General features: G+C 58.8%; 14 protein-coding genes. 11 read left to right on the top strand and 3 right to left on the bottom strand.

The features are described from left to right. Window positions 1–9: 9 nt before the first annotated feature. Window positions 10–399, top strand: a complete 390-nt coding sequence (locus tag CCANI_RS09070) for a hypothetical protein (RefSeq protein ID WP_146323502.1) — start codon at window positions 10–12, stop codon at window positions 397–399. A 21-nt stretch (window positions 400–420) separates the two neighbouring features. After that, window positions 421–1,254: a hypothetical protein gene (locus CCANI_RS09065; protein WP_146323503.1), complete on the top strand. Its 834-nt coding sequence runs from the start codon at window positions 421–423 to the stop codon at window positions 1,252–1,254. Window positions 1,255–2,155: 901 nt separating this feature from the next. On the opposite strand, the gene CCANI_RS09060 is transcribed toward CCANI_RS09065, so the two are convergent. Beyond that, window positions 2,156–2,995: a glycerate kinase gene (locus CCANI_RS09060; protein ID WP_146323504.1), complete on the bottom strand. Its 840-nt coding sequence runs from the start codon at window positions 2,993–2,995 to the stop codon at window positions 2,156–2,158. A gap of 94 nt (window positions 2,996–3,089) precedes the next feature. Between CCANI_RS09060 and CCANI_RS09055 the strand changes: the two genes are divergently transcribed. From CCANI_RS09055 to CCANI_RS09020, 8 genes are all read left to right on the top strand, one after another. Further along, window positions 3,090–4,064: an esterase/lipase family protein gene (locus CCANI_RS09055; protein ID WP_186750054.1), complete on the top strand. Its 975-nt coding sequence runs from the start codon at window positions 3,090–3,092 to the stop codon at window positions 4,062–4,064. Window positions 4,065–4,174: 110 nt separating this feature from the next. Continuing rightward, complete coding sequence (gdhA, locus tag CCANI_RS09050; RefSeq protein ID WP_146323506.1) at window positions 4,175–5,518, top strand: NADP-specific glutamate dehydrogenase; 1,344 nt, start codon at window positions 4,175–4,177, stop codon at window positions 5,516–5,518. Window positions 5,519–5,784: 266 nt separating this feature from the next. Then, the gene (locus tag CCANI_RS09045) at window positions 5,785–6,561 is read left to right on the top strand and encodes a FliH/SctL family protein (RefSeq protein WP_146323507.1); all 777 of its coding nucleotides are present in this window, start codon (window positions 5,785–5,787) and stop codon (window positions 6,559–6,561) included. Window positions 6,562–6,599: 38 nt separating this feature from the next. Then, a complete protein-coding gene (locus CCANI_RS09040; RefSeq protein WP_146323508.1) occupies window positions 6,600–7,112 on the top strand; it encodes a YceD family protein in 513 nt (170 codons plus the stop codon). Continuing rightward, window positions 7,109–7,876 carry a ribonuclease III gene (rnc, locus tag CCANI_RS09035; protein WP_146323509.1) on the top strand — a complete coding sequence of 256 codons (768 nt, stop codon included), beginning with the start codon at window positions 7,109–7,111 and terminating at the stop codon, window positions 7,874–7,876. Before CCANI_RS09040 ends, rnc begins: the two co-directional genes overlap by 4 nt. Next, entirely contained in the window at window positions 7,869–8,702 is an 834-nt protein-coding gene (gene mutM / locus CCANI_RS09030; RefSeq protein WP_146323510.1) for a bifunctional DNA-formamidopyrimidine glycosylase/DNA-(apurinic or apyrimidinic site) lyase, read from the top strand. Before rnc ends, mutM begins: the two co-directional genes overlap by 8 nt. Before the next feature lie 58 nt (window positions 8,703–8,760). Further along, window positions 8,761–10,221: an alanine/glycine:cation symporter family protein gene (locus tag CCANI_RS09025; RefSeq protein WP_146323511.1), complete on the top strand. Its 1,461-nt coding sequence runs from the start codon at window positions 8,761–8,763 to the stop codon at window positions 10,219–10,221. Further along, entirely contained in the window at window positions 10,218–10,499 is a 282-nt protein-coding gene (locus CCANI_RS09020; RefSeq protein WP_146323512.1) for an acylphosphatase, read from the top strand. Before CCANI_RS09025 ends, CCANI_RS09020 begins: the two co-directional genes overlap by 4 nt. Before the next feature lie 8 nt (window positions 10,500–10,507). On the opposite strand, the gene CCANI_RS09015 is transcribed toward CCANI_RS09020, so the two are convergent. Both CCANI_RS09015 and CCANI_RS09010 read right to left on the bottom strand, forming a co-directional pair. Continuing rightward, window positions 10,508–11,689 carry a hypothetical protein gene (locus CCANI_RS09015; protein WP_146323513.1) on the bottom strand — a complete coding sequence of 394 codons (1,182 nt, stop codon included), beginning with the start codon at window positions 11,687–11,689 and terminating at the stop codon, window positions 10,508–10,510. Then, window positions 11,686–11,985: a hypothetical protein gene (locus CCANI_RS09010; protein ID WP_146323514.1), complete on the bottom strand. Its 300-nt coding sequence runs from the start codon at window positions 11,983–11,985 to the stop codon at window positions 11,686–11,688. Before CCANI_RS09010 ends, CCANI_RS09015 begins: the two co-directional genes overlap by 4 nt. Window positions 11,986–12,342: 357 nt before the next feature. Here CCANI_RS09010 and CCANI_RS09005 point away from each other — a divergent pair, with 357 nt between their 5' ends. Continuing rightward, window positions 12,343–13,323: a putative endonuclease domain-containing protein gene (locus tag CCANI_RS09005; RefSeq protein ID WP_146323515.1), complete on the top strand. Its 981-nt coding sequence runs from the start codon at window positions 12,343–12,345 to the stop codon at window positions 13,321–13,323. Window positions 13,324–13,976: the final 653 nt, after the last annotated feature.

Here is a 13,976-nt window from a genome sequence, read left to right as displayed (position 1 = left end):
GGTGGCGGCATGCCCAACATCTGTTTTCACGCGTTGGTTCCGCAGGCTGAGGTTGCCGCTTTGGCGCAACGTTTCCAGCAGTTGTCCACAACGCTTATCGACGCCGCGGCCGCTACCGATATTCGCGTAACCCACAGCGCCGTTGCGTGCGCCGAAGAAGATCAACTCCGCCAGATTTTCCGGGATGAGCACGATGATGCCGAGTTGGAAAACGCAAGCGTGTACGCCTTTATCATCGAATTGGTGGAGCCGCAGCGCTCTTTGAATGAGACCGCCATGGTGTATTCCCGTCTGCTTACTCCGTCGGCGCTGGTGCATTTGGAGGATACCCTGGTGAAACCGGAGGAGTCCTTCGAGGTGCCGGCCCGATATCCATGGCTCGTACACGTGCGACCGTGATAGCTTGATAGTTTGGTAGCCATGAAGCTGCTGCGAGAGGAACTCCGCTGGACCTTTACGTGGCCCTGTGGCTGGTTGCAGGGCGTATTGTTCAACCTAGTATTGGCGGCCGCCTATTTGGTGGTGTGGCCGCTGGCCTTTGATGATCATTACGATGTGGTATTGCTGTTTACCGCGTATTTTGCCACGTTTATCATGGCCGATGTGACCACTACGAATATTTTCGGTCACGATATTGTGCGTACTTTGGCCGCGCTGCGCCGGGGGCGTTCCTTCGCCTCGCTGATCCTGATGAAAAACCTGGTTCAGACGATCGTGGTGGTGATGCCCATGGTGTTGCTCACCATCGGTGTTACTTGGTACGTCGACGGCGCCGAAGAGCTCTTTTTGGCCATCCCCGGCATCCTGTACCCGATGCTGCTGTGGCTCGGGATTGGGAACCTGATTTCGGTGCTCTATCCGGTGTTGCCCGCCCCGATCAATTGGCGGATCCAGTCCATCCGGGCGGGGCGCAAACAATGGCTGCTGCACGCCCCGATGCTGATTTCCTACGCCATCCCCTACGTGCTCTACGTCTTGGCCGCCACCACCGATCTGCCCGGCAATCTCAATGCGCTGATCCGCGTGGTGGCCGGCACGCCGCACAAATGGGAAAGCGGGCTGATCTTGCTGGTGGCCTCCATCATCATTTATTGGGGCCTGACCTGGTTTAGCCTGCGGCTGGTGCGGGATCGCGGGTTTGTGCTCCCGATGCAGAGCGATCTGGTGTACCAGGCACCGCTGGATCCCGAGGTGAAAGACGCCGCCCTCGAGCTGCTGCCCCGCAGGGCGGACGTCGCAGACGCGGCGAACTAGCTCGACCTGCGCCACATAAACCACGGATCGGTGGCGCGATTCCTAAGCCTGAATTGGTGCCGAGGGCCGGGGCTCGGGTTGCGGAGGTAGAGGGTTTCGCGCAACTTGTTGGCGACTGAGGCGGTGGCGCGCAACCTACTGCCGCTGGGGTGACCTGGGGTCCGGAATCGGCCATTGATTTTCCGCGCTGAGGCAGATTCGACATGTTGGGGTGCGCGGGCCGATGTTTGCGCAGGACGCCGAACTCGCCCGGTCAGATCTGCCTGGGGCAGATTTTGCGAGGCCGATGGTTCGAGAAAGTTCGAACTCTATTGCCCGGGATTGCTCTCTTGGCAGCTTCCGCCGATAGGTTGTGTGCAGCCGTTGACCTGCGATCGTCCGGAATTTCTTCATTAGGGTGGTCAACGAAGAATAAAAAGACGATTTGCAGCGTTTTTGGGCGAGATTCGTCCTGGATTTCTTCGTTGGGGCCCCGAATGAAGAATGGAAAGACCAGCCCCAGTTCGGCAGTTGTGCACAACCCATCGGTGACTTGGGCGGTGGCGCATACCTCATCGACTACCTAGGCGGTGGCGCGTAACCTACCGGCGGTGCAGTGATTTGGAGGGGTTGAAGCGGCTGCAGGGCTCTCTGCTCAGGCAGATTTGGCGCGTCGGCCGTCGCGGGACGGTGTTTCCGCAGGACGCTGAACTCGCCCGGTCAGATCTGCCTGAAGTGGCGCCGATGGCGGCCGGGATTAGTGTCGGGGGCGGGGGTCGTTCGGAATTTCTACATTGGGGGCGCTGATTGGGGGCGCTGATGAGGAATGCAAAGACGAGCCCCGGGTTGGCGGTTGCGCGCAACCCGTCGGCGGAGGTGGGTGTGGGCAATCCATCCGCCGAGGTTAGGGGTTACACGCGACCTATCGGTCGAGCTTTTGCGCGAGCGTTTCACCGGGGGCCACCACGATCGCCTCCACATCGGTGGCACCGAATTCGGCCAATAAGCCCAAGGTGGGGGAGTCGGGAGTGGTGGCAACGATCACGCGATCCGTTTCGGCTATCAAGGCGGGCACTCCAAAGGTCTCTAGTAGCGTTTGGGCTCCTGGCAATATGTGGACATGCTCCGTGTCATCGTGCATCTGTTTGGATAGCCACACGATGCCAAGGCCGATACCAAGCCCATCGGGGACGTCGCAGAACGCGGCAAAGGCGGGGTCGGCGGGTTGGAGCGCGGCGTCGATAAGCAACACCCACTCGGCGCAGGCGGCGGGGACATTGAGCTTTGCGGTGTCAATACTCGCGATGTGTGCAAGCCCCTGCTGTCCGGGCTCAACGGGGTGCCCAGCGGCGTCGAGAGGCTGTGCCCCAAGCGCGATAAGGATGCCCGTTCCCCCGTCCCTGGTGTGCACGCCGCCGGTGGCCAAAATAATGCGATTGGCACCGCGCGAAACGGCATCGGCGATCAGCACACCGGTGCCAAACGTATCCGAGCGGGTGGGGTCGCAGGGGTGAGCGCAAACATCGATATATGCCTGCAACGTAGCGGGGTCGAACACGTAACTGGCCTCGGTGAGCCTGCCCTCCGGATCCACCGTTTGCAACACCACGGTTTCACCATTAAAACAGCTCGCGGTACCTGTACCACCTGTGGTGATGGCAACCTGCGTGAGCTCGTCACCCGGGCATGTGGCGGCGATTTCGTCGCAGGCTTGGTGGGGGCTCAATCCGCCGACGGGTTCGGCAATGATGAGTGTTCGCAAACCTGATACCTACTTTCTACTACAGTAAGTGGTTGTGTGGAAAAAGCTGATTGTTAGTTGTGTGGCGGGTTTTATTCTTTTTGGAATCGCTGGAGTGAACGCGCAAGCCGCGCCGCCGCCCCAAGGGGAGACCGCGCCCCCGGCTCACGACGGCGCGTCCGCACGCCGCAACCAGTTCGCGGCCGGTGTGACACCGCTGGTGCCGGAAGGGGTCAATGATCCGGAATGCCGCGTGACGCCCGAGCGTCCGCACGCTGTAATCCTCGTGCACGGCACCGATGCCAGCCTTTATGGCGATTATTCCAAACTCGGGGCGGAAATTGCACGAGACGGCTGGTGTGCATACGGCTTGGACTATGGCGTTGGAAAAGACGGTCGCTTCGGATGGGGGCGGCTGGAGGATTCCGCACGCCAACTCGATGAGCTCATCACGCAGGCGCGGGCAACCTCCGGCGCGGATAAAGTTCAGGTTATCGGGTTTTCTCAAGGGGCGACGGTGGCGCGCTGGTGGGTTAATAAAATCGACGAAGGCAAACACACGCACGCCTGGATCGGCCTCGCATCCCCGACGCGCGGCGGTAGCCTCTACGGCGTGGTGCCCCTAGCGCAACACCTGCCCGGGGCGGTGGATGTGGCCGAAGACTCCGGCTCCGTCGCACCCGCATTGGTCGACCTGATGGCCGGATCGCCGGTGATGGAAGCGCTGAACGCGGGCGGGGAAACTGTGCCCGGGCCGGCGTATGTCACTGTGGCAACTCGCACCGATGAAACGATGCCGGAATTGGTGAATCAGCCGATTTATGGTGAGAAAACGCGCAATATCGTGCAGCAGGATCTGTGCCCGCAGAACCTGGGTGGGCATATGTACATGACCTACAATCCGACCGTGATCGAGCTGACCCGTTTTCTATTGGTCGATTGGCAAAATGGGGGTAGCCGGGGGGAGGTTCCGTGCGTGGATGTGCCATTGGGCGCGTTTATCCCGGAGCTCACCATAGTGGATAACCTGCAGAAACTCCGGCCCGCGTCGCTGCACCCCGCACCTGTGACCTACCACACAGCGCAATGATTTGCATATACCTGTCGAGCCATTGAAACTTGGAATCGGTCCGAAACGTACAAACCGCGAACAGCGCCGAAGAACCTCGAGCGGCGGGCGCGGAGATTGGATGAATGAACATGACTGTTGAAGAACAGGTGTCCAACTACTACAGCATGCTGCTGAAGCGCAACGCTGGCGAGCCGGAATTCCACCAAGCCGTGGCCGAGGTGCTTGATTCCCTGAAACTCGTGCTGAAGAAAGACCGCCACTACGCCGACTACGGCCTGATCCAACGTCTGTGCGAGCCGGAACGGCAGCTGATCTTCCGCGTGCCGTGGGTGGACGATCAAGGCGTGGTGCAGGTCAACCGAGGCTTCCGCGTGCAATTCAACTCCGCCCTCGGCCCGTACAAGGGTGGCCTGCGCTTCCACCCGAGCGTAAACCTTGGCATTATCAAATTCCTTGGCTTTGAGCAGATCTTTAAGAACTCTTTGACCGGGCTGCCGATCGGCGGCGGCAAGGGTGGCTCCGACTTTGACCCGAAGGGCAAGTCTGACGCCGAAATCATGCGCTTCTGCCAATCCTTTATGACCGAGCTGCATCGCCATATCGGCGAATACCGCGACGTGCCCGCCGGTGATATCGGCGTGGGCGCCCGCGAAATCGGCTACCTGTTCGGGCAGTACCGTCGCTTGGCTAACCAGCACGAATCCGGTGTGCTCACCGGTAAGGGCCTGACCTGGGGCGGATCGCTGGTGCGCACCGAAGCTACCGGTTACGGCCTGGTGTACTTCACCAAGGAAATGCTGGCCGCACACGGTGCCGAATTCAACGACGCGAAGGTAATCGTCTCCGGTTCCGGCAACGTGGCGATCTACGCCATGGAAAAGGCCCAAGAGCTTGGCGCGACCGTGATCGCCTTCTCCGACTCCTCCGGTTGGGTGCACACCCCGAACGGCGTGGACGTGGCCAAGCTCAAGGAAATCAAGGAAGTTCGCCGCGAGCGCGTGTCCACCTATGTGGACGAGGTGGAAGGCGCGACCTACCACGCAGAGGGTTCGATTTGGGAACTCCCGTGCGACATCGCCCTGCCCTGCGCAACCCAGAACGAGCTCGACGGTGAAGCCGCCCGCAAGCTCGCCGACAACGGCTGCCAGTTCGTTGCCGAAGGTGCGAACATGCCGTCGACTGCCGATGCGATCGAGGTGTTCCGCGAGCGCGGCATCCACTTCGGCCCCGGCAAGGCTGCCAACGCCGGTGGCGTGGCCACCTCCGCGCTGGAAATGCAACAAAACGCTTGCCGCGACTCCTGGTCGTTCGAATACACCGACAAGCGCCTGCACGACATCATGAGCAACATCTTTAACACCTGCGCCGAAACCGCCAAGGAATACGGCCACGAAGGTGACTACGTGATCGGCGCCAATATCGCCGGCTTCAAGAAGGTCGCCGACGCCATGCTGGCCCAGGGCGTTATCTAAGATTTACGCTTCTGGTCTGGGGAGGGCCGGGGTGCCTGGTTTGGTGAGAGCTAGGCCGCCCGGCTGGTGAGAAGACTAGGGTGTAGACCGAACCCTCGCGCATACGAGCCTGCGGGCTGGGCGCGGGGGTTTGTTGTTCGCTGGGTTCGCGCTCTTCCGGAGCCCACGCCGCGCCTCTCCGTGGGAAAACCTTTTTGAAACGATTCGGGTTCCGATCGGGCGAGCCTCCAGCTATTCCCATGGTCAGGCCAGTAATCTTGGGAGCTATGTATCGCGTTTTCGAAGCCCTTGATGAGCTGGTTCAGACAGTCGACCAAGCTTATGGCGTCCCTATGACTGCGAATTGCATGGTGCCTCGAAATGAGGTGCTTGCCTTGCTGGATGATCTCCGCAATGCATTACCCGTTGAGATCGACGACGCCCAGGACGTGCTAGACAAGGCGGATTCGATCGTGGATGAGGCGGAGGATCACGCCCGCCAGTTAGTGGATAGCGCCAAGTCCGAGGCCAGCAACCTAGTCGAACAGGCGCGCGAGGAGGCGGAGCGCATGGTGGAGGACGCCGAAAACCGCGCGCATTCGCTCGTGGCCAAGGCCCAGGATGATTCCGATCGTATGGTCGATGATGCTCGCCGTTCCGCCGAGGACATGGTGTCCCGCGCCACGGCCGAATCCGATCGTTTGATGCAGAAGGGCAATGATGCCTATCAGCGCAGCGTGGATGAGGGTCTCGCCGAGCAGCACCGTCTGGTCAGCGAGGCGGAGGTGGTGCGCCGCGCCAACGAGGAGGCGCACCGGATTGTGGATGCGGCGCATGGGGAGTCCAATCGTTTGCGCCAAGAGTGCGATACGTTCGTCGACGGCAAGCTCGCCGAGTTTGAGGAGATGCTGTCTGCGGCGTTGCGTTCCGTGGGCCGGGATAGGTCCGCGTTGCGGCGTGGCGCCGGCGCTACCGGCAGGGAACGAACACGTGAGCGAGGCACCGGTGAGCGCTCATGGGAGCGATCCGCGGAGCGTAAGGACTCCCGTTCGTACGAGGATTAGTGGGGAGTTTGTCGGCAAGCGGGTAGGCTGGTTGCGCCATGAGTTCTCCATTTGTTTTTGATTGCGCCGCTGTGGTGCGCGGCTCTGGGCTGCCAGAGCACATTACGCAGACGGGCCCGTGCCCGGAGCGCATTGGGTTGCCGATGATCGCCATTGAGCCTGGTACGGAGGTGACCGTCGACGCTACGTTGACCCCTCTCGGTGAGGGGGTGATGGTGGATGCCATCGTGGAAGCGCCGCTGACCGGCCAGTGCGCCCGCTGTTTGGCGGAGCTGCACCCGACCCAGGAATTCCGCATTCACGAGGTGTTTTCCGCTTCCGATACCTTTATTCAGGGCGCGGATTCCGGGGAGGATGACGTGCCGCAGATGGTCGACGATACCCTCGATATCCTGCAATCCGTGGTCGACGTTGCCGGTTTAGAACTGCCGTTCAATCCGACGTGTGAGGGCGAGTGCGTGGGTAGTGACGTACCAGCACCGCAGGGCATTGCAGGCGAGCCCAATGACCTGCCGGATCCGCGCTGGGCGGGGTTGGAGAAGTTTCTGTGACACGTAGAAAACGGCGCGTATCCGGGCAAGAGGCCGTCGATCAGGCGTTCGCCGCCGTGGACCATACTCCGCTTCTCGACGCCCTGGGGGTACAGCTTCCAGAAACCGCGCTGAAGCAGGCGCTCACCCACCGTTCCATCGCCAATGAGAATGGGAACCTGCCGCATAATGAGCGCTTGGAGTTTTTGGGCGATGCGGTGCTTGGATTGTCCGTAGCCGGGGCGCTTTTTGAATTGCACCCGGAAAGCCCGGAGAGCATTATCTCGAAGATGCGTGCCACGTTGGTGAGCCGTTATGGGTTGTCCGATATCGCTCGTGAGATCCATCTCGGGGATCACGTGCTCTTGGGCATCGGTGAGGAGTCGATGGGCGGCCGCGATCGCGTATCGATTTTGGCGGACACAATGGAAGCTGTGTTCGGTGCCATTTACCTCGAACATGGTTTCCATGCCACGCGCGATGTGATCCTTCGGCTCTATGGGGACAAGCTCAAGACGGCTTCCGCCAAGGGCATCAATGCGGACTGGAAGACCTCGCTGCAGGAGCGCCTTGCCGAACGTGGGTTGCCCATGGCCGTGTACGAAACCACTTCGACCGGCCCGGATCACCAGCGCCATTTCGTTGCTACCGCTTCTGTGCAGGGGCATGAATTGGCCCGAGGTGAGGGGACCGCCAAGAAGCTGGCGGAGCAGCAGGCCGCGCACCAAGCGTATCTGGCGTTGCAGAACACCGTTGATTGGGAAGCTTTGCACAAGGATGCCTGAGCTACCCGAGGTGGAGGTGGTGCGCCGCGGGCTGGCGGATCACGTCCAAGGGCGCACAATCCTGGCGGCCGCAGCGTTGCACCCGCGGGCGGTGCGCCATAACCCCAGCCTGGAGGGGTTGCTGGGACGGCGAGTCGAGGGCGTCGATAGGCGGGGGAAGTTTTTGTGGCTGCGGTTGGACGATGGCACGGCGCTGTTGGTGCATCTGGGCATGAGCGGGCAGATGCTGATCAAGGATCCGGACGCGCCTTCGCACACACATTTGCGTGCTCGGGCGGTGCTCGATAGCGGGTATGAGCTATGGTTTGTCGATCAGCGGACCTTTGGCTATTGGTGGGTGACTTCGATGGCGCCTTCGCATGGGGTAATGGTGCCGGAGCCGGTGACGCATATTGCTCGTGACCTGCTGGATCCGGACTTGGATTTGGAAGAGCTGGCGCGCGCGATCAAGGCGAAGCACACCGAAATCAAGCGGGTTTTGCTAAACCAGGAAATCGTGAGCGGCATCGGGAACATATATGCGGATGAAATGCTATGGGCGGCTCGAATACATGGTCGACAATTGGCGCATCGGCTGCGCTTGGGACGCATCGTGGAGCTGCTCCAGCAGGGGCAGGCGGTAATGACGCGGGCGCTGGCCCAAGGCGGAACTTCGTTCGATGCGCTGTACGTCAATGTAAATGGCGAATCGGGGTATTTCGACGTGTCATTGAATGCGTACGGGCAACAAGGTAAACCCTGTTCACGCTGCGGCACTGAAATAGTGCGTGAGGAATTCGCTAACAGGGGCAGTCACTTTTGCCCGCAATGTCAGCGGCGTCACTAATAAGGAGATATGTGTAAACGCTAACAAAAATCCGCCGCGACACGGTAGATTGCTGGTTATGCAAAGCATCCTCAACGCCATTGATTGGTTCAATGCGCAATACGGTATTGTCCTGGTAATCCTGTTATCCGCGGCAGGCATCTACTTCGGGGTGTACACGCTTCTGGTGCAAATCAGATACGTGCCAGACATGTTTAAAGCGGTGGTGGAAAGGCCCTCCGAACTTCCCGACGGAAAACAAGGCATATCTGCTTTTAAAGCCTTTACCATTTCCGCCGCTTCCCGCGTGGGTACCGGCAATGTTGCAGGTGTAGCCATGGCTATCGCAACCGGCGGCCCAGGTGCCGTGTTTTGGATGTGGCTGCTCGCCCTGATCGGCGGTGCCACATCTTTCGTGGAATCCACGCTGGCACAGGCATATAAAGTACCCGATAAAGATTCATATCGTGGCGGCCCTGCCTACTATATTTCGCGCGTGCTTGGGTGGAAATACATGGCCATCCTGTTCGCCGTGCTGATTACCGTCACCTATGGGTTTGTGTTTAATGCGGTGCAATCCAATTCGATCTCAGAAAGCATTACCCACTCGTTGGGCGGCGACCCGCGCGCCACGAAAATTGTGGTCGGTGTCATCCTTGCTCTTGTGACGGCGTTGGTGGTATTCGGCGGCATTCAACGCGTGGCAAATGTCACCCAAATCGTGGTGCCCATCATGGCGGTCGCTTATATCGCCATCGGGCTTATTGTGGTGATTATCCATTATGACCGAGTTCCCGAAATGATCATGGAAATCATCGAGCACGCATTCGGAATCCGGGAGTTTGCCGGTGCGGCACTGGGCACCGTGATCATGAAAGGCGTGCAGCGCGGCCTGTTCTCCAACGAAGCCGGCATGGGTTCGGTGCCCAACGCCGCGGCCACCGCATCGGTCTCGCACCCAGTAAAGCAGGGGCTAATCCAGACGCTCGGCGTGTACTTTGACACCCTCGTGGTGTGTACCGTCACCGCCTTTATCATCATGCTGTCCCGCCCCGATCTCAGCAACGTCGAGGGCGGCATGGCGCTTACCCAAAACTCTTTGGCCGCCAGCGTGGGCACCTGGGGCATCTACTTCCTGTCCGTGGTGATTATCTTCCTCGCGTTCTCCTCGGTGATCGGTAACTACTACTATGGCGAAACCAATATCGAATTCCTGACCAAGGATCGGATCTGGGTAAACGGATACCGCGTGCTGGTGTCACTGTGTGTACTGGGCGGCTCGTTGGGCACGGTGCCGCTGGTTTGGAACCTCGCCGATGTCTTCGCCAGCCTCATGGCCACAGTCAACATTGTGGCGCTGCTCCCGCTTGGAGGCGTGGCGGTAGCATTGTTAAGAAACTACGCCCAGCAGCGAGCCAAGGGCCTCAACCCAGTGTTCCACCGCGACGATGTACCCGGAATCAAAGGCTGGGATGCCATGGCTTGTTGGGATGGTTCTGATCCGCTCACGCACCGAGACGAAAGGTATTTTGAACAATGATCCGGCTGACCGCATGGGTTCACGGGCATGTCCAAGGCGTGGGGTTCCGCTGGTGGGTCCGCAGCCAAGCCATGGAACTCGGGCTTGTTGGCAGCGCCACTAACCTCATGGACGGTCGCGTCTGTGTGGTCGCCGAAGGGCCCAAAGAACAGGTGGAAAGCCTGCTGCGCCGGCTGTGGGCGCTCGAGCCCGCAACCTATGATCGTCCCGGCAAAGTGAAAACCATCATCGAACAATGGGGTGAGCCCAAAGGCGAACGCAGGTTTGATGTGCGCTAGGTTCGGGCTTATGCGCAATCCACCTTGGGGTTCGGTTCGATTGGCAAGATTGAATCAACAACGATGTGCGATGCCGAGAATAGATGATCACCAAATGTTTTCGGCGGTGTGTCATATCCCCGCAACCTGATTGGGCGCGAAACACATTGCGGATTATTTAAATCGACTAGGGATAGTGCCTGCTTAAAATCAAAACCTTCGAAGGTGGCAACTATGAGGGCGGTGTCGCCCTCAATTGTGATTGACCGCCTTCTAAATTTATCGTCCAAGGGCACTACCGAATAGTCTTCGGTCCTGCTATCTAAATCAAACCGATGTAATGCTCCCGATTCGCCGTACACATAGTACTTACTGCCACTGGTGTGATAATACCGGCCTGCCTGCATGGCCTCTGGCAGCGGCATTGTGCCCTGGTCTACGATCTCCGACTTTCCATTGACCAATTCGATTTTTAGCACAAGCAAATCGTTATCGGTATAGTGCACCACGTAGCTTGCTTCGTCTAAACAATTAAGCGAAGAATGATATGTCGGGCTATATTCTGCCGCAAATGGGATTTCGTATTCTGTGACGTCGCCATCGATCGTCGCATGGATCATCCATGTCGTGCCAGGTCCGTCAGTGTTATCTTTGGATTCCGGAAAATGCTCCAGCCATACGATTGAGGCATCGTCGCAGGCTGCAACCGCATCCGGCTTGTATCGAGTGTGCATGGAAAACACTCGATCCCCTTCAGCGAGTACCATGAGGTGGCGTTCTCGGTACTCTGCGTTGCCGTCATTAAAATAGAATGCCGCTACGTTCCCGTTGGGTGAACCATGAGAGTTTGTGAGTGTGCCAACTCCCAATCCAGGAATGTGTAGCTTCCGCACGAGTTTCAACTGCTTATCAAGCACTAATAAATGATCCTCGTCTGGTACGGCAAAGTAATCCCCGAGGCGTTCGATCGATGGAAAATACACGGCTTGGGTTTGTAAGAGGCCCAGCTCATGGCCTGTCTCTGACGTCAAGACGACATTGTTTCGATCGGTATTGCTAAGCGGTTTTAAAGCTTCGGCTGAAACACCAATAAAGGCGGGCTTGTGGCTGACGAATTCATCTTCTGGCTCGATTGAGGAATACGCGAGATACCCACCAATAGCGCCGAGCGCAAGAATCAATCCAATTACGGGGTACCAGAATTTTCTCATTGGAACTCCCGCGTTAACTCGCCGGGGATTACTTTGGTATCCGATCGCATTTCCCTTGGAGAAATTGAGTGCTTAGGGTTTTTGGCGGGACGCCAACTGGTGCCAGCAACAAGTTCAGCAGCTTGCCGCACCGCGATCGCACGCTCTTCGTCAAAACTTGCTACCTGTTCAACTTCCTTAGATATCGAGTCTTGTGCTGCTGCGGGCGGAACTTCACCGCATGTGATACATATTGAAAATAGCAAAAGTATTGATACCAATACACGCTGCGAACGCGATAATTTTACCGGTTTCATACTGACTCCTTTCACGGCTTCAAACAGTATGAAACACACTTACCAAAATTGAGTTCAATTCTGGTAACAATGTCCGATTGGGGGCAATCTAAACTTGTAATTCCACCCCCAAAACGAACGTTCATTTATCCACTTATAGGTGATACCTTGGAGAGTCTTTTTACGGGGCCTGTTTGAGCGAACAAGCACACTGCCCCCGCTGCGGACGGCATTATACCCCTTCGCTTCGCCGGGCGCCACCTTGTTGCCGCTGGAACCCTACGTGCCTGTGGATTGTTTGGGGTTATCCACAGGTTGGTGGGGTGTGTGCGGGGAAACCCCTGGGTTTTGTGCTGTTTTGGGGTTATCACTGGTGCTATGGGTTTGTTTCAGCGTCGCACCAAACTGCTTGACACCTCTTTCATCAACATCACTCGCCGGCTTGCGATGCCGCGTGGGTATTGTCGTGCTTCCCGGGAGGTGGAGTGGGGTTCGCGGTATCACCCGCAGCGCCTCGGGTTTGCTGCCCCGATCATGTTGCGGGCCCGGGCGCATTTCACCCAAACCCCGAATGTCATTATCGGCGGCTGGGCCGCCGCAGCTTATGCCGGTTTGAAGTACTGGGTGGATGATGCCCACATCACCGTGCATGTGGCCAGTAATTTCCAACGCAGCCACAGCGTGTTCGACGCCACCCGCCGCAGACTGCGGCCAGGCACCAGGGTGTGGACACCGGATCAGGAACTACCCGGCATGCAGGTCGTCGCCCCCGAATACGCCCTGGTGGATTGCCTGATTGATCTGCAGCGCGACCGCCACTCCTGGTGGGTCTACCAAGTACCCAACCTTGCCAACTGGGAAGTCCGCGCCATCCAGTTGATTGACGCGCTGCGCGCATGCACCACATTGAACTTTCAGCTGGTGCGTGACATCGCGCGGAATATTTTCAGCGCCCGCCAGCTGAAAAAACTGCTGAACCTGTCCCGCACCGGGGCGCAGTCGCCCCCGGAAACCGTACTACGCCTGATTGCCGAGCAGCTGCGCCAACACCTGGAGGTGCAAATCCCGATCTATAACTCCGGTGCGCTGGCAGACGATGGCACACCCCTGCTGACCGTGCTTGATTCCGGCTGGCCCGATATTCGTGTTGGTTTGTTCTACGACGGTGCTCACCACCTTCAACGTAGCCAACGTGACTACGATGCCAAGGTGTTGATCCGGCTACGCGAACTCGGGTGGGAACCACTACGTATCACCCACGGGCTGCTGCAACAACCCCGCGAACTGATCACCACCCTGCGCCGCGCCATCCACCGCGCCGAAACCAACACCACACAACCACCAAACGGCGAATCCTGACGCCGAACCCTAACGGCCGAATCCTCACGGCTGAATACTCACGGCCGAATCCGAACGGCAGATTTCTCACGGCGATCGTTCTCTGCACCCCAGCTATCTTGGCGTGGTCGCCGATCCGCCTTGTTGCTGCGCGCCCACCACACCCCTTACAACCGGCACGGTGAAGCTCAACACTCTTCGGTGAGCCCGAAACCCGGCGAACCCCGGCCCATTCTCACGCCGCGCCTGCCCCGCCACTGCCGTCTGCCCGCAGCACCCAGCAGCTGCCCGTAGTTGAAGCGCCCGCTTTCCCCGGCCACGAACAATCTGCCTGGTTGCTGTCCTGCCTCGTCACATCTGCCTGGCCGCGCGGGATCTGCCTGGTTTTTGGGCCGAGTTTTCCTGGGGAAATGCGGCCGCGATGAATCTGCCTCAGGCAGATCTGACGCGGGTGGAAATGCAGGCAGATCCTCCACACCACACCGGGTGAAGTGGCGAGGTGGAGGCCGGAATTTTCCGCGCTCATGGCCGACGATGTTCCATGCTCAGGCAGATTCGACACGCCGGTCGTCGCGTGGTGGTGTTTCCGCAGGAACGCGAAACGGCCGTGTTATATCTGCCTCAGGCACATTTGCAACGGCAGAAAACCAGGCAGATCCTCCACACCACTCCAA

It is taken from the genome of Corynebacterium canis (genome assembly GCF_030408595.1).
In the GTDB taxonomy this organism is placed as follows: Bacteria; Actinomycetota; Actinomycetes; order Mycobacteriales; family Mycobacteriaceae; genus Corynebacterium; species Corynebacterium canis.
This window is presented reverse-complemented; position numbering and strand designations above follow the sequence as displayed.

Bases quoted from the DNA above. Each gene is read 5' to 3' on its own strand.
- CCANI_RS09070 (WP_146323502.1), top strand. From the start codon at position 10: ATGCCCAACATCTGTTTTCACGCGTTGGTTCCGCAGGCTGAGGTTGCC.
- CCANI_RS09010 (WP_146323514.1), bottom strand. From the start codon at position 11,985: ATGAAACCGGTAAAATTATCGCGTTCGCAGCGTGTATTGGTATCAATA.
- mutM (WP_146323510.1), top strand. From the start codon at position 7,869: ATGCCTGAGCTACCCGAGGTGGAGGTGGTGCGCCGCGGGCTGGCGGAT.
- CCANI_RS09040 (WP_146323508.1), top strand. From the start codon at position 6,600: ATGAGTTCTCCATTTGTTTTTGATTGCGCCGCTGTGGTGCGCGGCTCT.
- CCANI_RS09045 (WP_146323507.1), top strand. From the start codon at position 5,785: ATGTATCGCGTTTTCGAAGCCCTTGATGAGCTGGTTCAGACAGTCGAC.
- CCANI_RS09015 (WP_146323513.1), bottom strand. From the start codon at position 11,689: ATGAGAAAATTCTGGTACCCCGTAATTGGATTGATTCTTGCGCTCGGC.
- CCANI_RS09005 (WP_146323515.1), top strand. From the start codon at position 12,343: ATGGGTTTGTTTCAGCGTCGCACCAAACTGCTTGACACCTCTTTCATC.
- CCANI_RS09025 (WP_146323511.1), top strand. From the start codon at position 8,761: ATGCAAAGCATCCTCAACGCCATTGATTGGTTCAATGCGCAATACGGT.
- CCANI_RS09020 (WP_146323512.1), top strand. From the start codon at position 10,218: ATGATCCGGCTGACCGCATGGGTTCACGGGCATGTCCAAGGCGTGGGG.
- gdhA (WP_146323506.1), top strand. From the start codon at position 4,175: ATGACTGTTGAAGAACAGGTGTCCAACTACTACAGCATGCTGCTGAAG.
- CCANI_RS09065 (WP_146323503.1), top strand. From the start codon at position 421: ATGAAGCTGCTGCGAGAGGAACTCCGCTGGACCTTTACGTGGCCCTGT.